The organism is Enterobacter soli (assembly GCF_964208575.1).
In the GTDB taxonomy this organism is placed as follows: domain Bacteria; phylum Pseudomonadota; class Gammaproteobacteria; order Enterobacterales; family Enterobacteriaceae; genus Enterobacter; species Enterobacter soli_A.
Window position 1 is genome coordinate 212,310 of record NZ_CAXOFU010000005.1, and the last position, 18,377, is coordinate 230,686.

General features: G+C 54.8%; 14 protein-coding genes, 2 tRNA genes and 1 other RNA gene. 8 read left to right on the plus strand and 9 right to left on the minus strand.

The genetic code is table 11. The features are described from left to right. The first annotated feature begins 200 nt into the window (after positions 1–200). Positions 201–2,879: a bifunctional acetaldehyde-CoA/alcohol dehydrogenase gene (gene adhE / locus AB6V08_RS07270; RefSeq protein WP_368542057.1), complete on the plus strand. Its 2,679-nt coding sequence runs from the start codon at positions 201–203 to the stop codon at positions 2,877–2,879. An 80-nt stretch (positions 2,880–2,959) separates the two neighbouring features. On the opposite strand, the gene tdk is transcribed toward adhE, so the two are convergent. Continuing rightward, positions 2,960–3,574, minus strand: coding sequence for a thymidine kinase (tdk, locus tag AB6V08_RS07275; RefSeq protein WP_368542058.1), 615 nt, complete (start codon positions 3,572–3,574; stop codon positions 2,960–2,962). 551 nt (positions 3,575–4,125) lie between these two features. On the opposite strand from tdk, the gene hns reads away from it, so the two are divergent. Then, positions 4,126–4,539 carry a histone-like nucleoid-structuring protein H-NS gene (gene hns, locus AB6V08_RS07280; protein ID WP_368542059.1) on the plus strand — a complete coding sequence of 138 codons (414 nt, stop codon included), beginning with the start codon at positions 4,126–4,128 and terminating at the stop codon, positions 4,537–4,539. Between the two features lie 207 nt (positions 4,540–4,746). Here the strand turns inward: hns and galU are convergent, their stop codons facing one another. The 3 genes from galU to rssA form a co-directional block, all read right to left on the minus strand. Continuing rightward, positions 4,747–5,655: a UTP--glucose-1-phosphate uridylyltransferase GalU gene (gene galU, locus AB6V08_RS07285; RefSeq protein WP_368542060.1), complete on the minus strand. Its 909-nt coding sequence runs from the start codon at positions 5,653–5,655 to the stop codon at positions 4,747–4,749. 196 nt (positions 5,656–5,851) lie between these two features. Next, positions 5,852–6,865, minus strand: coding sequence for a two-component system response regulator RssB (gene rssB / locus AB6V08_RS07290; protein WP_368542061.1), 1,014 nt, complete (start codon positions 6,863–6,865; stop codon positions 5,852–5,854). 91 nt (positions 6,866–6,956) lie between these two features. Further along, positions 6,957–7,859, minus strand: coding sequence for a patatin-like phospholipase RssA (rssA, locus tag AB6V08_RS07295; RefSeq protein ID WP_368542062.1), 903 nt, complete (start codon positions 7,857–7,859; stop codon positions 6,957–6,959). Between the two features lie 116 nt (positions 7,860–7,975). On the opposite strand from rssA, the gene AB6V08_RS07300 reads away from it, so the two are divergent. The 5 genes from AB6V08_RS07300 (at position 7,976) to AB6V08_RS07320 (ending at position 9,859) form a co-directional block, all read left to right on the plus strand. Beyond that, positions 7,976–8,434 (plus strand): YchJ family protein, encoded by a 459-nt coding sequence (locus AB6V08_RS07300; protein WP_368542063.1) that lies wholly within the window; start codon positions 7,976–7,978, stop codon positions 8,432–8,434. Between the two features lie 48 nt (positions 8,435–8,482). Further along, on the plus strand, positions 8,483–9,325 hold the full coding sequence (gene purU / locus AB6V08_RS07305) for a formyltetrahydrofolate deformylase (RefSeq protein WP_368542064.1): 843 nt from the start codon (positions 8,483–8,485) through the stop codon (positions 9,323–9,325). A gap of 155 nt (positions 9,326–9,480) precedes the next feature. Further along, positions 9,481–9,565: transfer RNA gene (locus tag AB6V08_RS07310), tRNA-Tyr, on the plus strand. A gap of 43 nt (positions 9,566–9,608) precedes the next feature. Further along, a non-coding RNA gene (locus AB6V08_RS07315) (RtT sRNA) lies at positions 9,609–9,739 on the plus strand. A 35-nt stretch (positions 9,740–9,774) separates the two neighbouring features. Continuing rightward, a tRNA-Tyr gene (locus tag AB6V08_RS07320) sits at positions 9,775–9,859 on the plus strand. A 167-nt stretch (positions 9,860–10,026) separates the two neighbouring features. Here AB6V08_RS07320 and AB6V08_RS07325 read toward each other — a convergent pair. Beyond that, positions 10,027–10,470, minus strand: coding sequence for an Lrp/AsnC family transcriptional regulator (locus AB6V08_RS07325; RefSeq protein ID WP_368542124.1), 444 nt, complete (start codon positions 10,468–10,470; stop codon positions 10,027–10,029). Between the two features lie 107 nt (positions 10,471–10,577). Here AB6V08_RS07325 and AB6V08_RS07330 point away from each other — a divergent pair, with 107 nt between their 5' ends. Then, complete coding sequence (locus AB6V08_RS07330) at positions 10,578–11,474, plus strand: DMT family transporter (RefSeq protein ID WP_368542065.1); 897 nt, start codon at positions 10,578–10,580, stop codon at positions 11,472–11,474. Here the strand turns inward: AB6V08_RS07330 and narI are convergent. From narI to AB6V08_RS07350, 4 genes are read right to left on the minus strand one after another with little or no spacing between them, the layout of a single operon-like run. Continuing rightward, complete coding sequence (gene narI, locus AB6V08_RS07335) at positions 11,471–12,148, minus strand: respiratory nitrate reductase subunit gamma (RefSeq protein ID WP_368542066.1); 678 nt, start codon at positions 12,146–12,148, stop codon at positions 11,471–11,473. The genes AB6V08_RS07330 and narI overlap by 4 nt on opposite strands. Then, a complete protein-coding gene (narJ, locus tag AB6V08_RS07340; protein ID WP_368542067.1) occupies positions 12,148–12,858 on the minus strand; it encodes a nitrate reductase molybdenum cofactor assembly chaperone in 711 nt (236 codons plus the stop codon). Before narJ ends, narI begins: the two co-directional genes overlap by 1 nt. Next, positions 12,855–14,390, minus strand: coding sequence for a nitrate reductase subunit beta (gene narH, locus AB6V08_RS07345; protein ID WP_368542068.1), 1,536 nt, complete (start codon positions 14,388–14,390; stop codon positions 12,855–12,857). Before narH ends, narJ begins: the two co-directional genes overlap by 4 nt. Beyond that, complete coding sequence (locus AB6V08_RS07350) at positions 14,387–18,130, minus strand: nitrate reductase subunit alpha (RefSeq protein WP_368542069.1); 3,744 nt, start codon at positions 18,128–18,130, stop codon at positions 14,387–14,389. The genes narH and AB6V08_RS07350 overlap by 4 nt, the downstream gene beginning before the upstream one ends. Positions 18,131–18,377 lie beyond the last annotated feature (247 nt).

An 18,377-nucleotide genomic window follows, 5' to 3' on the forward strand; every position in this document is an offset into this window, starting at 1 on the left:
CCTTGCTTACGCCGCCAGGGAGATCACCTATCAAAAAGTATGATGCTAAGGTAAGGCTCTTTTAGTAAATTAGTGGACAGAGTTGCTGAGTAACCCGTTGTTTTACTATGTGTTACGCAAGTATTTACGGCTCTGACTATACTGTCAGTCGTATCGAACGCTGGTTTACTAAAAGAGTTTAACATTATCAGGAGAGCATTATGGCTGTTACTAATATCGCTGAACTGAACGCACTCGTCGAGCGCGTCAAAAAAGCCCAGCGTGAATATGCCAATTTCACCCAAGAACAGGTTGATAAAATCTTCCGCGCCGCCGCTCTGGCTGCTGCAGATGCTCGAATCCCTCTCGCTAAAATGGCCGTTGCCGAATCCGGCATGGGTATCGTTGAAGATAAAGTGATCAAAAACCACTTTGCTTCTGAGTATATCTACAACGCCTATAAAGATGAGAAAACCTGTGGCGTTCTGTCTGAAGACGACACTTTCGGTACCATCACTATTGCTGAACCTATCGGCATTATTTGCGGTATCGTACCAACCACTAACCCAACCTCTACCGCCATCTTCAAATCGCTGATCAGCCTGAAGACCCGTAACGCAATCATCTTCTCCCCGCACCCGCGTGCTAAAGATGCAACCAACAAAGCAGCAGATATCGTACTGCAGGCAGCTATCGCGGCGGGCGCACCAAAAGACCTGATCGGCTGGATCGACCAACCTTCCGTTGAACTGTCCAACGCCCTGATGCACCACCCGGACATCAACCTGATTCTGGCAACCGGTGGTCCAGGCATGGTTAAAGCCGCATACAGCTCCGGTAAACCAGCAATCGGCGTAGGCGCAGGTAACACCCCTGTTGTTATCGACGAAACTGCAGATATCAAACGTGCTGTTGCATCCGTTCTGATGTCTAAAACCTTCGATAACGGCGTAATCTGTGCTTCTGAGCAGTCTGTTGTTGTTGTTGATTCCGTGTACGACGCAGTGCGTGAGCGTTTCGCCAGCCACGGCGGCTACCTGCTGCAGGGCAAAGAGCTGCAGGCGGTTCAGAACATCATCCTGAAAAACGGCGCGCTGAACGCGGCTATCGTAGGTCAGCCAGCGTACAAAATTGCGGAACTGGCAGGCTTTACCGTTCCGGCTACCACCAAGATCCTGATCGGTGAAGTTAAAGTTGTAGACGAAAGCGAGCCGTTTGCTCACGAGAAACTGTCTCCAACGCTGGCAATGTACCGCGCGAAAGATTTCGAAGACGCAGTAGAGAAAGCAGAGAAACTGGTCGCCATGGGCGGTATCGGTCACACCTCTTGCCTCTACACTGACCAGGACAACCAGCCAGAACGCGTGGCTCACTTCGGTCAGATGATGAAAACCGCACGTATCCTGATCAACACCCCGGCTTCTCAGGGTGGTATCGGTGACCTGTACAACTTCAAACTCGCACCTTCCCTGACTCTGGGTTGTGGTTCATGGGGTGGTAACTCCATCTCTGAAAACGTTGGTCCAAAACACCTGATCAACAAGAAAACCGTTGCTAAGCGAGCTGAAAACATGTTGTGGCACAAACTTCCGAAATCTATCTACTTCCGCCGTGGCTCCCTGCCAATCGCGCTGGATGAAGTGATTACCGATGGCCACAAACGTGCGCTCATCGTGACTGACCGTTTCCTGTTCAACAACGGCTATGCAGACCAGATCACCTCTGTGCTGAAAGCGGCTGGCGTAGAAACTGAAGTCTTCTTCGAAGTTGAAGCTGACCCAACGCTGAGCGTTGTTCGTAAAGGTGCTGAGCTGGCGAACTCCTTCAAACCAGATGTGATCATCGCACTGGGTGGCGGTTCCCCAATGGACGCCGCGAAAATCATGTGGGTAATGTACGAGCATCCAGAAACGCACTTCGAAGAACTGGCGCTGCGCTTTATGGACATCCGTAAACGTATCTACAAGTTCCCGAAAATGGGCGTAAAAGCGAAAATGATCGCGGTTACCACCACTTCCGGTACTGGTTCAGAAGTGACGCCGTTTGCGGTTGTTACTGACGACGCGACAGGTCAGAAATACCCACTGGCTGACTACGCTCTGACTCCAGACATGGCAATTGTTGACGCCAACCTGGTGATGGATATGCCTAAGTCTCTGTGCGCATTCGGTGGTCTGGATGCCGTGACTCACGCCCTGGAAGCCTATGTTTCTGTACTGGCATCTGAGTTCTCTGACGGTCAGGCTTTGCAGGCGCTGAAACTGCTGAAAGAAAACCTGCCAGCGTCCTACAACGAAGGGGCTAAAAACCCGGTAGCACGTGAGCGTGTACACAGTGCAGCAACTATCGCGGGTATCGCGTTTGCTAACGCCTTCCTGGGTGTTTGTCACTCAATGGCGCACAAGCTGGGTTCTCAGTTCCACATTCCTCACGGTCTGGCGAACGCCCTGCTGATCAGCAACGTTATCCGCTATAACGCGAACGACAACCCAACCAAGCAGACTGCGTTCAGCCAGTACGACCGCCCACAGGCACGTCGTCGCTATGCCGAAATCGCAGACCATCTGGGTCTGAGCGCACCGGGCGACCGTACTGCTGCGAAGATTGAGAAACTGCTGGCATGGCTGGACAGCATCAAAGCTGAGCTGGGTATTCCTAAATCTATCCGTGAAGCAGGCGTTCAGGAAGCTGACTTCCTCGCTCATGTAGACAAGCTGTCTGAAGATGCCTTCGATGACCAGTGTACTGGTGCTAACCCGCGCTACCCACTGATCTCCGAGCTGAAACAGATCCTGCTGGATACCTACTACGGCCGTGAGTTCAAAGAAGGTGACGTTGCCACCGCGAGCGTTGCTGCTCCGGTAGTAAAAGCTGACAAAAAAGCGAAGAAAAGCGCTTAATTGACAGCCCAATAAAAAACCCGCCAGATGGCGGGTTTTTTTATGTCTGAAAGCAGAGGTAATAAAAATATAACCCTGCCTTATTTCCGGTTATCGTTCTGAATTGCCGTCAGCGACCCTACCACTAACGCTTCTTTATAATGTTTACGACACACGGAAACGTAGCGCTCATTGCCACCGATAACCACCTGCTCTCCATCCGCATAAGGCTTGCCCGCCTGATCGAGGCGAAGCACCATACTGGCTTTGCGGCCGCAGAAGCAGATTGTTTTTAATTCGACGAGCTTATCTGACCATGCGAGTAAATACTGGCTGCCGGGAAATAGCTCGCCGCGGAAGTCCGTGCGCAGGCCGTAGCACAGAACGGGAATATCGAGCTCGTCCACCACTTCTGATAGCGCGTGGACCTGCTCGCGGGTCAGGAACTGGCTCTCATCCACCAGAACGCAATGTACGGGCCGTGAAGCATGCTCTGTGCGGATATCGTCTAACAGGTCGGTCTCAGGGTTATACAGCTTTGCAGGGGACGAAAGGCCTATTCTGGAGCTGACTTTGCCCGCACCAAAGCGGTCGTCAATCTCAGCGGTGTATACAATGGTGTGCATCCCCCGCTCCTGGTAATTGTAAGAGGACTGAAGTAATGCGGTGGATTTCCCTGCATTCATTGCCGAATAGTAGAAATAAAGTTGTGCCATTGGCCGTAAAACCCTAATCAATGTGTAATATTCCCAATGAGTCATTGTACCATATTTTGTCTCTACATCAGCGACACGCCGCACAGACTGCGGGTTTCAGAGCGAACTATTCCGAGTGCAAATTAAGAAAATAATGCGTTAAAACATGCAGTAATGGCATTTAAGCGCCAAGAAGTGTTATCCGTTCAGTTCTGGATAACACTTCTTTTTATACTGGATTCCTGAAGCGGCAAAATTCACTATTTATTAACTATTACCGATGTCACTTTGGTTTTCCGGAGTAATACAAAAGGCTGATATTTATCCGCCGCAACTATAATTCCTGCGGGAAATGTCACAAAAACAAACATGTGTTCGACATCTTTATGATGTTTGAAGCGATAACAAGCGGACCAGAGAACGGATGAAATTTAAGTTAGCGTTATTAATTATAGCTACCCATATTTAGTAATTTTTGAATTCCTTACATTCCCACCTATTGCACAACTCAATTTATCGCTCTATTATTAGGACAACAAACCACCCCCCATTATAAGTTTGAGATTACTACAATGAGCGAAGCACTTAAAATTCTGAACAACATCCGTACTCTTCGTGCGCAGGCAAGAGAATGCACCCTCGAAACGCTTGAAGAAATGCTGGAAAAATTAGAAGTTGTAGTTAATGAGCGTCGTGAAGAAGAAAGCGCAGCTGCTGCTGAAATCGAAGAACGTACTCGTAAACTGCAGCAATATCGCGAAATGCTGATTGCTGATGGTATCGATCCAAACGAATTGCTGAACAGCATCGCTGCCGCTAAAACTGGCACCAAAGCAAAACGCGCTGCACGCCCTGCTAAATATAGCTACATCGACGAGAACGGCGAAGAGAAAACCTGGACCGGCCAGGGTCGTACTCCTGCTGTTATCAAGAAAGCAATGGATGAGCAGGGTAAACAACTGGATGACTTCCTGATCAAGGAATAATCAGACCTCATTCTAAAAAATCCCGCTAAGGCGGGATTTTTTGTGCCTGTAATTCGCGCAGCACATCCCCTTACACTCTGTCATATAGCGTCATACCGCTATTTAAAGTACCTGACAAAACGCGTTCACCGGGACACTACCATTTTTTATGGGCATAAAAAAACCGGTGGGCATCGCCACACCGGTTTAGTTCAACCAGGTATCAGATTATTTTTTAATACCCAGGGTCTGCTGGAGCCAGGATTTAAATTCTTCACCCAGCGTATTATGGCGGATGCCATATTCCACAAACGCCTGCATATAACCGAGCTTATTACCGCAGTCGTGGCTCTTACCTTTCATGTGGTAGGCTTCAACGGTTTCTTTCTCGATCAGCATATCGATGGCGTCGGTCAGCTGGATCTCGTCACCCGCGCCTGGAGGCGTTTTCGCCAGCAGCGGCCAAATCTCTGCGCTCAGGACATAACGCCCTACCACAGCGAGGTTAGACGGCGCGACGTCCGCTTTTGGCTTCTCAACTACGCCAACCATTGGCACGCTTTCGCCTGGCTCAAGATTAACGCCCTTGCAGTCCACAACGCCGTACGCGGTGACGTCAGCCACTGGCTCAACCATGATCTGGCTGCTGCCGGTTTCGTCGAAGCGTTTAATCATGTCCGCCAGGTTGTCCTGAGACAGATCGGATTCAAATTCGTCCAGAATAACGTCTGGCAGAATAACGGCCACTGGCTCATTACCGACAACCGGATGCGCACACAGAACCGCGTGGCCCAGGCCTTTAGCCAGACCCTGACGAACCTGCATAATGGTGACATGCGGAGGGCAAATAGACTGAACTTCCGCTAACAGCTGGCGCTTAACGCGTTTTTCCAGCATGGCTTCAAGTTCAAAACTTGTATCAAAATGGTTTTCAATCGAGTTTTTAGATGAATGCGTAACCAGAACGATTTCGGTAATACCGGCGGCAATACATTCATTCACAACGTACTGGATTAATGGCTTATCAACCAACGGCAGCATCTCTTTAGGGATTGCCTTCGTCGCGGGTAGCATCCTGGTTCCCAATCCCGCTACCGGGATAACGGCCTTTCTGACTTTCGAATTTAGGGCAGCCATTGAAATTCTCCTGAGCTGTTCAAGTTTTGAACTTATTCAATAAATAACGCGTTGAGTATATCAGCCTCACCGTGCAGTCCGGGTCTGAAAAGGACGCGTTGCCGATCAATTAGGACAAATACGCATAAGCTGGCAGTGATAGTAGCACCGCCCGTAAAACTGCGGTAAAGCAATCTGATGAATAAAATCCAACTGCTTATTCCGTGGACAACATTAAACGCAGCCGCCCCCCCGCTCCCCAAATTTGGCACTGCCAGGAGGCGCAGCGGTGGCTAATTTGATTGAGATAAGCTGTTCCCAATGTTCCCAGCGGAACACCGTTGCTTACCTGTATTTGATGCTCCCCCGTATTAAGCGAGGCGTTTAGCCCGGCGGATACCAGGATGAGATTTTTTAAACCGCTGTGATAATAACCCACCAGGAGCGGAAATTGCCCCGGTAAATTTGCCTGGCGAAAAAGATGATTAACCTGTTTTAGCAAACTGCCCAACTCAGGAAGTCTTTGACCCTGGTGTGATAACTGCTCCTGCAATAGCCCATTAAATAGCGCCCGAAGTAATAACGCGGCTAAAACACCGTTATCTCCGGCACGGGTGACGTCCAGACAATAAAAGGCAAGGTCGGAATCTGATAAGGGAGCAATATCAAGCACCAGACCGGGCTGGTCAGCGGCCACCAGCTGGCGATAATTTACGCGGCAGTGGGAAATAGATTGTTGCACCGGAGGCTGAAGCTCTTGCAACAGTTTCGACGCGGCCAGTGGATTGCTGACCAGCGCGTCCCAGTCCTGGAAAAGACGCTCCTCTTCCTCGACGCGGGAATTAAACATATTGGGATAAAGGCACGCCAGCACCGTTTCGCGCAGGCGATGCAGATCTTTAACCGGCTTTAGCAAAATATCCTGCACGCCAAGCCGTAGCGCCTTCGCGATATCCGCCATATTTTCCGTCGCAGAGATCACCAGAATAGGCAGCTGGTTCCCCTCGTTACGAAGATGTTCGACCAGCTTAAGGCCGTTCATGCGCGGCATAGCGATATCACAGATCATCAGATCCGGCGTGATAGTGACCATTTTCTCCAGCGCGTCGACACCGTCCTCTGCGAGTGAAGTGCTTGCGCCTAATGATGATAACCACGAATCCAGCAGCGATCGGAAAACCGGCTCGTCTTCAACTATCAAAATGTGTTTTCCGGCCAATGGCTGCGTCATGGTTCCTCCCCTGGCTGACAGTAACTAAATAGTGGCATGCTATCGGCACTATCGCCTGTCAGATTTTGCTGAAGTAATCAAAAAAAGGTGCTCAGGCTGAAGTCCGTACAAACGGCATCAGCTCATCCATTTTCTTCTCTACGGCTAACGAACCCGCGGCAATGGCGGATTCTGCACGATGGAAATCCAGGGTCGCGATTTGAGGGCAATAGGGTTGAATAAGAATGTCAGGAGGGTCTCCGGCCATGCGGTTGCGCTTCAGGCGGTTTTCAAGCACCTGGATGGAGGTCGTCATGATTTCCATTGCCGTTGGCGCTGCCGCCGCGCGGCGGGTAGCCATTCGCCCAATCCGACCGCGCAGGCGCTCATGCCAGGCGAGTTTTTCACCTTCGGCATCTTCGCTTTGCACGTTGACGGGTAACAGTTCTTGCTGCATCAGGTGCGCGTCGTGCTGCAGGTCAACCGCAATCACGATATCCGCGCCCATCGCACGGGTGAGTGAGATAGGAATAGGGTTTACCACCCCGCCATCTACCAGCCAGTAACCATTGTGCGGCACCGGCGCCATGAGGCCCGGCATACTGCAGGACGCGCGCACGGCGAGATGAATATCGCCCTCGGTGAACCACAGCTCGCGCCCCGTGCTCAGGTTGGTCGCCACGGCGCCGAACGGCATCTGACAGTCACTGAAGTCTTCGAGGGGCATGATCCGGCGGAACTGGTTAAAGACGCGTTCGCCGCGCAGCAAACCGCCGCGCTGCCAGGAGAGATCCATCAGACGCAGCACGTCCCAGTAGCTGAAGGAGCGCACCCAGGTTTCAAGTTCCGGAAGCTTCCCACAGGCGTAAGCAGACCCGACAAGCGAACCGATAGAACATCCTGCGACGATATCGATATCAATACCCATCTGCTTAAGCGCATTGATTACACCGATATGCGACCAGCCCCGGGCTGCACCCGATCCCAGCGCCAGTCCAATTTTTACCTTTCTCATTAGCCCTGTTTTACTTCCCCTGGATTCCTGACATAGCGTCAACGCAACTGCTCAGTTAACATGGTGCTACCCGAAGCGTTTTACGCTCATAATTTTTTTGTTCCAGGAAGAGAATCGTGTCTCAACTCTGCCCCTGTGGTAGCGCTCTGGAGTATAGCCTATGTTGCCAGCGATATCTTTCTGGCGAACAGGTTGCACCAGACCCGTCACACCTAATGCGTTCGCGATATACTGCTTTTGTGATCAAGGACGCAGACTATCTTATCAAGACCTGGCACCCATCCTGCCGTGCCGCCGATTTCCGACAGGATATCGAAGCCGGATTCGCCAATACGCAGTGGCTGGGTCTTACCGTCTTTGAATCCACCGCGGGCAGCCAGGCTAACGAAGGTTACGTCAGCTTTGTGGCCCGCTTCATCGAAGGCGATAAAACGTCTGCCATCATTGAGCGTTCTCGTTTTTTACAGGAAAACGGGCAATGGTATTATATTGACGGCACGCGTCCACAGTTTGGTCGTAATGACCCCTGCCCTTGCGGTTCAGGTAAAAAATTTAAAAAGTGCTGCGGGCAGTAACGCCCGACAGCTCAGACTTCGCAAATACTCAAACAGGATTTCCCGGCGATGCAATCATTACAACGTAAAGTTCTGCGCACTATTTGTCCCGACCAGAAGGGGCTAATCGCACGAATTACCAACATCTGTTACAAACATGAACTGAATATCGTGCAGAACAACGAGTTCGTTGACCACCGTACCGGCCGCTTCTTTATGCGTACCGAGCTGGAAGGCATTTTCAACGACACCACCCTGCTTGCCGATCTTGATAGCGCCCTGCCGGAAGGCTCCGTGCGCGAGCTGACCCCAGCGGGCCGTCGCCGCGTGGTGATTCTGGTGACCAAAGAGGCGCACTGCCTGGGCGATCTGCTGATGAAAGCCAACTACGGCGGTCTGGACGTGGAAATTGCCGCCGTTATTGGTAACCACGATACGCTGCGTACCCTGGTTGAGCGTTTTGATATTCCGTTTGAGCTGGTGAGCCACGAAGGCCACACCCGCGAAGAGCATGATGAGTTGATGGCCCAGGCCATTGAAGCGCATAACCCGGACTACGTTGTGCTCGCGAAGTACATGCGCGTGCTGACGCCATCGTTTGTGTCTCGTTTCCCGAACAAGATCATCAATATCCACCACTCGTTCCTGCCGGCCTTTATCGGCGCGCGTCCTTACCATCAGGCGTACGAGCGCGGCGTGAAGATCATCGGTGCTACCGCGCACTACGTGAATGACAACCTGGACGAAGGCCCAATCATCATGCAGGACGTGATTCATGTGGATCACACCTACACGGCTGAAGACATGATGCGTGCCGGGCGTGACGTCGAGAAGAACGTTCTGAGCCGCGCGCTGTACCAGGTGCTGGCCCAGCGGGTCTTTGTGTACGGTAACAGAACGATTATTCTTTAATCCTTCGGAAAATGAATTGATTAGCTTTGCAGCTTTACGGATAAAAAGCAGGCAAACAACGTCATTTACCTAAAGGAAAGCTTTACAGGGGCGCATCATTTGATATGATGCGCCCCGCTTCCAACCGAAGCAGGCCAGTATAAGCATTACCCCGTGGTGGGGTTCCCGAGCGGCCAAAGGGAGCAGACTGTAAATCTGCCGTCATCGACTTCGAAGGTTCGAATCCTTCCCCCACCACCATTATTCACCACAGCGATGTGGTAACACCGATGAGAAAACGTGAAGTTTGCGCTTATCGGGAAGGGTGAGAACCTTCGATTAAGGTTCGACTCTCGCGAAGCGAGAGAACGTTGCCAAAGGCAATGGCCCGAAGGGTGAGGAGCGAAGCGACGAATAATCCTTCCCCCACCACCATCTTCAAGCTGTACCTCAAAATATGAATTACCCCTGGTGGGGTTCCCGAGCGGCCAAAGGGAGCAGACTGTAAATCTGCCGTCATCGACTTCGAAGGTTCGAATCCTTCCCCCACCACCATCGCTTCCAAATCGCTTCAAATCTCCGATTTATAAAATAACAACAGTTGAATCCGATTCTGCGCACCTGTTTTCCCCGGCTGCGCTGCGCTTACCTGGGCGACAAAACGATAACACCGCACCGTATTCGTAGGCCTGGTAAGGCGCAGCCGCCACCTGGCAAAAACGCTACAACGGCGGCAATCGACGCGTCACCGGTGAACTCTTCACAATCGACGTATTGCACTGGGCATGTTCCGCCAGGCCGTCCAGCACCACATCAAGCTGCTCGATGGAGCGCACCACCAGCCGAATCACAAAGCAATCCTCTCCGGTGACCTTGTCACTTTCAATGCACTCGGGCATCGCCTGAATATATTTATCCACCTTGTGCAGCAGCCCGGGTAACGGCCTCACCCGCACCAGCGCCTGCAGCGTATAGCCCAGCGCGGCTAAGTTTACGCGCGCGCCATAGCCCTGAATCACGCCCCGCTCCTCAAGCCGCTTCAGGCGCTCCGCCGTGCTGGGCGACGTCAGCCCTACCCGTGCGCTGAGGACTTTCAGCGACACGCGCGCATCCTCGACCAGGCAGGCTAAAATCTGCCGATCGATGTTATCGAGAAGGTAATCCATCGTTTTCACCTGATTTAAAAAAGCCATTCATCTCTTTCACCTTATATCACGCCTGTAAAAGCCGACAGCCTTTATCGAAAATAGAGCCATCAATCAGGAGGTGAACGATGCGTGATTTACATAAAGGCGTCTGGCAAATGAGCCTGGCGATGCTGATCTCGGGCTCTATTGGAGCCTTTGTTTTGCTATCGGGCCTACCGGTCACCGAGGTGGTGTTCTGGCGATGCCTGATCGGGGCCGTGGCGCTCTTCATCTTTATCCGGATCGGCGGACAGCCGTTCAGCCCGCTTACCAAAGTCACGCTGGGGCTGGCCATCCTCGGCGGCGTTGCGCTGGTGGTGAACTGGCTGCTGCTTTTTGCCGCCTACGAGCGTATCTCGATTGGCCTGTCGACGGTGGTCTACAACACGCAGCCGTTTATGCTGGTGATGATGGGCGTCCTGCTCGGCGAGCGCGTGAGCCTGGCGAAATGGGGCTGGCTTCTCCTCGCCTTTGCGGGCGTGGTGATTTTGCTCTCCAGCGAAATGACCGGCAGCCGCGGCAGCGGCTGGCTCGTGGGCATCGGTCTGGCGCTGGGTGCGGCCTTCTTCTACGCGCTCACCGCCATCATCACCCGCAGGCTGAAAAGCATCGCGCCGCAGCATATCGCCTTTATTCAGGTCATTACCGGGGTGGTCATGCTCCTGCCGCTGGCGCAGATGCCCGCGTTCTCCGCTGAATTCCCGTGGGCGATTTTACTGACGCTCGGTATTCTGCACACCGGCGTTATGTATCAGCTCTTATACAGCGCCATCCAGAAGCTACCGACTCCCGTTACCGGCTCCCTGTCCTTTATCTATCCGCTGGTGGCGATTGTGGTCGACAGCCTGGTCTTCGGGCATACGCTAACGGCAACGCAGCTGGCGGGCGGCGTGCTGATCCTGTTTGCCGCGGCGGGCAATAACCTGGGCTGGGGCGAAAAAAAACCCCGCGAGCGCGGGGTTGGGATTAAAACGGCGAACTAGCGACGGGCGCGAACAATCTGGTACTTGCGCGTCAGGTACTCCACCGGCACGCTCCAGATGTGTACCAGACGGGAGAACGGGAACAGCACAAACAGGGTCATGCCCAGCACCAGGTGCATGCGGAAGATAAACGCCACGCCGTCCAGATGCTCGGAAGCCCCGCCGTGGAAGGTCACCACGGACTGCGCCCAGCCAACCAGCTTCATCATTTCGCTGCCGTCCATATGCTGCGCGGAGAACGGAATGGTCAGCAGACCCAGCGCACACTGGATAACCAGTACCGACATCACCAGAATATCTGCTGCGGTTGTGGTGGCGCGAATGCGAGGACTGAACAGGCGGCGTTTGAGCAGCAGCAGGCCGCCAACCAGACACATAAGGCCCGCAGCGCCGCCGCCAAACATTGCCATCTTCTGCTTCACCTCCAGCGGCAGCCACGCTTCATACATCCAATGCGGTGTTAACATCCCGAATGCATGGCCTGCAATCACGCCGACGATCCCGATGTGGAACAGGTTAGACGCCAGGTTCATCCCCTTGCGATCCAGCATCTGGCTGGAGGCAGCGCGCCAGGTGTACTGACCGTAGTCGTAGCGCAGCCAGCTTCCCACCAGGAATACGGTGCCTGCGATATAGGGGTAGATATCAAAGAAGAACATATTCAGGAAGTGCATTATTGCCGTCCTCCGTTAGAGATATTCAAATATTGCGGGGCAACGGCTCCGGCAAAACGACGCTGGTGAGCGGTGATTTCCGACTCGCCGCAGTTCTGGTCAGCAAAGAATTTCACCTGCTCCTCCTCCCAGACCGCATCCAGCGCCTGCGGGGTATCGTCGCGGGCTTCGTCAGCAATTTTCTCCGCCACTTTCTCCCTGTCGATAGCCGCTTCCGCCAGCTTCACCAGCAGGTCGAACAGCACCGCATACGGGCTTTCGCGCTGTTGTAGACGGGCGCCGAGCAGCGCCAGGATCGGGGCGATATCCTGCAGCCCGCCGAGCGCGTCCTCTTTAGGCAGCTGCGCCAGATACTCGAGGTACAGCGGCAGATGATCCGGCAGCTCGCGGCTGTCGAGCTGCAGGCCGTGCTGCTCGTACTGCGCCATCAGGTCGACCATCGCCTGCCCGCGGTCGCGGGATTCACCGTGAACGTGTTCGAACAGCAGCAGCGAGGTTGCGCGACCGCGGTCGAACAGCTGGCTGTAGTCGGCCTGCACGTCGAGAAGATCGCGCGCCAGCAGGTCGCGCAGGAAAACGCCCAGCTTATGGGCATCCTCTTTTTCCAGGTTTTCTGATGACGCGAGTGCATCGAAAAGTTCCTGTTGATGCTGCGCCAGGGCAGCATCCGGGTACTCGAGCAGACGCGAAACAATGACGAGTTCAATCATTGGTGCGGCTCCGTTTTGCTGGTCACATCGAGCGCGTCGATGCGGCGGCTGTTGAACAGGTTGAATTTGCCGTCTGAGCCGTGGCAGCCGTCGCCGAAGGTAAAGCCACAGCCGCTTTTTTCCGGGAAGGCTTCGCGCGCCAGCTCACGATGGCTGCTCGGCACCACGAAGCGATCTTCGTAATTGGCGATCGCCAGATAGCGGTACATCTCCTGCGCCTGGGCTTCGGTCAGGCCGACCTCTTCCAGAGCGCGGGTATCCATCACGCCGTCAACGGTTTCCGCGCGTTTGAAGTGACGCATCGCCAGCATACGCTTCAGCGCCAGCAGCACCGGCTGGGTGTCCCCTGCGGTCAGCAGGTTCGCCAGGTACTGAACCGGGATACGCAGGCTCTCAACGTCAGGCAGAATGCCGTTGCTGCCCAGTTCGCCCGCGTCCGCGGCCGACTGGATTGGTGACAGAGGCGGAACGTACCAGACCATCGGCAGCGTGCGGTATTCCGGGTGCAGCGGCAGGGCCAGCTTCCAGTCCATCGCCATTTTGTACACCGGAGACTGCTGCGCGGCGTCAATGACGCTCTGCGGAATGCCGTCCTTCAGCGCCTGCTCAATCACTTTCGGATCGTTCGGATCGAGGAACACGTCCAGCTGGCGCTGATACAGATCTTTCTCGTGCTCGGTGCTCGCCGCGTTTTCAATCGCGTCCGCGTCATACAGCAGGACGCCGAGATAGCGGATACGGCCTACGCAGCTTTCGGAGCAGACGGTTGGCATCCCGGCTTCGATGCGCGGGTAGCAGAAGATGCACTTCTCGGACTTGCCGCTCTTCCAGTTGAAGTAGATTTTCTTGTACGGGCAGCCGGTGATACACATGCGCCAGCCACGGCACTTGTCCTGGTCGATCAGCACGATGCCGTCTTCTTCACGCTTGTAGATGGCGCCGCTCGGGCAGGTCGCCACGCACGCCGGGTTCAGGCAGTGCTCGCACAGGCGCGGCAGATACATCATGAAGGTGTTTTCGAACTGGCCGTACATCGCCTTCTGCATGTTTTCGAAGTTTTTGTCTTTCGACAGCTTCTCAAACTCGCCGCCCAGATCGTCTTCCCAGTTCGGGCCTTTTTCGATCTTATTCATGCGCTGACCCGTGATCAGCGAACGAGGACGGGCAATCGGCTGGTGCTTACCTTCCGCAGCGTTATGCAGGTTCTGGTAGTCAAAATCAAACGGCTCGTAGTAATCATCGATGCCCGGCAGATGCGGGTTGGCGAAGATTTTACCCAGCAGCATGGCGCGGTTGCCCATGCGCGGCTGGATTTTGCCGTTGATCTTGCGGATCCAGCCGCCCTTGTACTTCTCCTGGTTTTCCCAGTCGGTCGGGAAGCCGGTGCCCGGCTTGGTTTCAACGTTGTTGAACCACGCGTACTCTGTCCCTTCGCGGCTGGTCCAGACGTTTTTACAGGTGACCGAGCAGGTATGACAGCCGATGCATTTATCCAGATTCAGCACCATGCCGACTTGTGAACGAATTTTCATTTTACGCTCTCCTGTACCTGGTCATTACCTTCGCCGTCTAACCAGTTAATGTTCTTCATCTTACGTACCACCACGAACTCATCGCGGTTCGATCCTACTGTGCCGTAGTAGTTAAAGCCGTAGGCCAGCTGCGCGTAGCCGCCGATCATGTGGGTTGGCTTCGGCGTAATACGGGTCACGGAGTTGTGAATACCGCCGCGCTGCTCGGTGATTTCCGATCCCGGAATGTTCACGATACGTTCCTGGGCGTGGTACATCATGGTCATCCCCGCCGGAACGCGCTGGCTCACCACCGCACGGGCGGTTAAGGAACCGTTGCTGTTGAACACTTCGATCCAGTCGTTATCCACAATGCCGAGCTCTTTGGCATCCGCTTCGCTCATCCACACGATCGGGCCGCCGCGACCTAAGGTCAGCATCAGCAGGTTGTCGCTGTAGGTTGAGTGGATACCCCATTTCTGGTGCGGCGTCAGGAAGTTCAGCGCCTTCTCAGGATTGCCGTTAGACTTCTCGCCCATCACCTCTTTCACCGAGCGGGTGTCGATTGGCGGACGGTAAACCAGCAGGCTTTCACCGAAGTCGCGCATCCACTGGTGGTCCTGATACAGGGACTGACGACCGGACAGGGTGCGCCACGGGATCAGCTCGTGAACGTTGGTGTAGCCCGCGTTGTAGGACACGTGCTCATCCTCAAGGCCGGACCAGGTCGGGCTGGAGATGATTTTGCGCGGCTGGGCCTGAATATCGCGGAAGCGGATTTTCTCGTCTTCTTTGTTCAGCGCCAGGTGCGTGTGATCGCGACCGGTAAACTCGCTCAGCGCGGCCCAGGCTTTAACCGCCACCTGACCGTTGGTTTCCGGCGCCAGGGTCAGGATCATCTCTGCCGCATCAATCGCCGTGTTCAGCATCGGCTGGCCTTTGGCCGGGCCTTCCGCTTTGGTGTAATTGAGCTTGCGCAGCAGATCCATTTCGCTCTGGGTATTCCAGGCAATCCCTTTACCGCCGTTGCCGATTTTCTCCATCAGCGGGCCGATAGAGGTAAAGCGTTCGTAGGTCGCCGGGTAGTCGCGTTCAACCGGAATAATGTGCGGCGCGGTCACGCCCGGGATCAGGTCGCATTCGCCCTTTTTCCAGTCCTTCACGTCCAGCGGCTGCGCCAGCTCGGCAGTGGAGTCGTGCTGGATTGGCAGGGTCACCACGTCGGTTTCTTTACCCAGGTGGCCAACGCACACTTCGGAGAATTTCTGCGCGATACCCTTGTAGATATCCCAGTCGCTTTTCGATTCCCACGCCGGATCGACGGCGGCAGACAGCGGATGAATAAACGGATGCATATCCGAGGTATTCATGTCGTCTTTTTCATACCAGGTCGCGGTAGGCAGCACGATGTCGGAGTACAGGCAGGTGCTGGACAGACGGAAGTCCAGGGTCACCACCAGATCCAGCTTGCCGTCCAGACCGTTGTCTTTCCATTCCACTTCTTCCGGCTTGACGCCGCCCTGCTTGCCGAGATCTTTACCCTGAATACCGTTTTCGGTACCGAGCAGGTATTTCAGCATGTACTCGTGGCCTTTACCGGAGGAACCGAGCAGGTTGGAGCGCCAGATAAACAGGTTGCGCGGGTGGTTTTTACCGTTTTCAGGCTGCTCTGCCGCAAAGCGGATAGAGCCGTCTTTCAGGGATTTCACGGTGTAATCCACCGGCGTCATGCCGGCTTTTTTCGCCTCGTCGGCAATGCGCAGCGGGTTAGTGCCGAGCTGCGGGGCAGACGGCAGCCAGCCCATGCGCTCCGCGCGCACGTTGAAGTCGATCAGGTGGCCGGTATAGCGGGATTTATCCGCCATCGGCGACAGAAGCTCCTGCGCGGTGACGGTTTCGTAGCGCCACTGGCTGGAGTGGTTATAGAAGTAGGAGGTGCTGTTCATGTGGCGCGCCGGACGCTGCCAGTCAAGGCCAAACGCCAGCGGCTGCCAGCCGGTCTGCGGACGCAGTTTTTCCTGGCCGACGTAGTGCGCCCAGCCGCCGCCGCTCTGACCGACGCAGCCGCAGAAGATGAGCATGTTGATCAGACCGCGATAGTTCATATCGAGGTGATACCAGTGGTTCAGACCGGCACCGACGATAATCATCGAACGACCGTGGGTTTTGTCGGCGTTCTCCGCGAATTCGCGGGCGATGCGGGCGATCTGCGCGCGCGGCACGCCCGTCACCTGCTCGGCCCAGGCCGGGGTGTAGGCTTTCACGTCGTCGTAGCTGGTTGCGCAGTTTTCATCGTTCAGACCGCGATCCAGGCCGTAGTTCGCCATGGTCAGGTCATAAACGGTGGTCACCAGCACGGTAGAGCCGTCCGCCAGCTGCAGGCGTTTCACCGGCAGCTTGTGCATCAGGACGTTTTCAAGCTCGACCTTCTTGAAGTGTTCGGAACCTTCACCGCCGAAGTACGGGAAGCCGACTTCCGCGATCTCGTCCTGGCTGCCCAGCATGCTCAGGCGCAGCTCGGTCTCTTCGCCCGTGGTGCCGTTGCGCTGCTCAAGGTTCCATTTGCCCTTCTCGCCCCAGCGGAAACCGATAGAGCCGTTAGGCGCCACCAGCTCGCCATCGCTGTTGCAGGCGACGGTTTTCCACTGCGGGTTATTTTCCTGGCCCAGGGCATCCACCAGATCGGCGGCGCGCAGCATACGGCCCGCGGCGTAGTAGCCGTCGCGCTCTTCCAGCATCACCAGCATCGGCATGTCGGTGTAGCGACGCACGTAGTCGGTGAAGTACTGGCTTGGGTTATCGAGGTGGAATTCGCGCAGCATGACGTGGCCCATCGCCAGCGCCATTGCCGCATCGGTACCCTGCTTCGGCGCCAGCCACAGGTCGCACAGCTTGGCGATTTCCGCATAGTCAGGGGTGACCGCAACGGTTTTGGTGCCTTTGTAGCGAACTTCAGTGAAGAAGTGGGCGTCCGGAGTACGGGTCTGCGGAACGTTAGAACCCCAGGCGATGATGTAGCTGGAGTTGTACCAGTCGGCCGATTCAGGCACGTCGGTCTGCTCGCCCCAGGTCTGCGGTGACGCAGGCGGCAGGTCGCAGTACCAGTCGTAGAAGCTCAGGCAGGTACCGCCGATGAGGGACAGATAGCGCGCCCCGGAGGCGTAGGAGACCATCGACATCGCCGGGATCGGCGAGAAGCCCGCCACGCGGTCAGGGCCGTAGGTTTTGACAGTATAAACGTTAGACGCCGCAATCAGCTCGTTGACTTCTTGCCAGGAGGAACGCACAAAGCCGCCGCGACCGCGAGCCTGCTTGAAGCTTTTGGCTTTGTCGGCGTCTTCAATAATGGAAGCCCAGGCATCAACCGGATCGCTGTGCTGCACTTTCGCTTCACGCCACATCTTCATCAGGCGTTTGCGCATCAGCGGATATTTCAGGCGGTTGGCGCTGTACAGATACCAGGAGTAGCTTGCCCCGCGAGGACAGCCGCGCGGTTCATGATTCGGCATATCCGGGCGCGTGCGCGGATAGTCGGTCTGCTGCATTTCCCAGGTCACCAGACCGTTTTTAACGAAAATCTTCCAGCTGCATGAACCGGTGCAGTTTACGCCGTGGGTGGAACGCACGACCTTGTCATGCTGCCAGCGCTGACGGTATCCATCCTCCCAGTCCCGGTTGGTATCCAGAACCTGGCCGTGCCCATCGGCAAAGGTTTCGCCCTTCTGCTTGAAGTAGCGAAACCGGTCCAAAAATTTGCTCATCGGGTATCTCCTGTGTGGAGCCTGTGGCTCTCTAAATCGACATTGCTGATTTGCAGCGAAGGTAACGCTCTGAAAGATGGCGGGAATTGATAACGATCAAGGCGACGAGGGACTTTACGGGATGGTTTTATGAGGAGTACCACCAAAGCGGTAGACTTTTAAATTCAATATGCCATTGAAATATAGAGCTATTTTTATTTTAACCTACAGAAGGCAAGGTAAAATTTAACATCTTAGGTATTAAGGG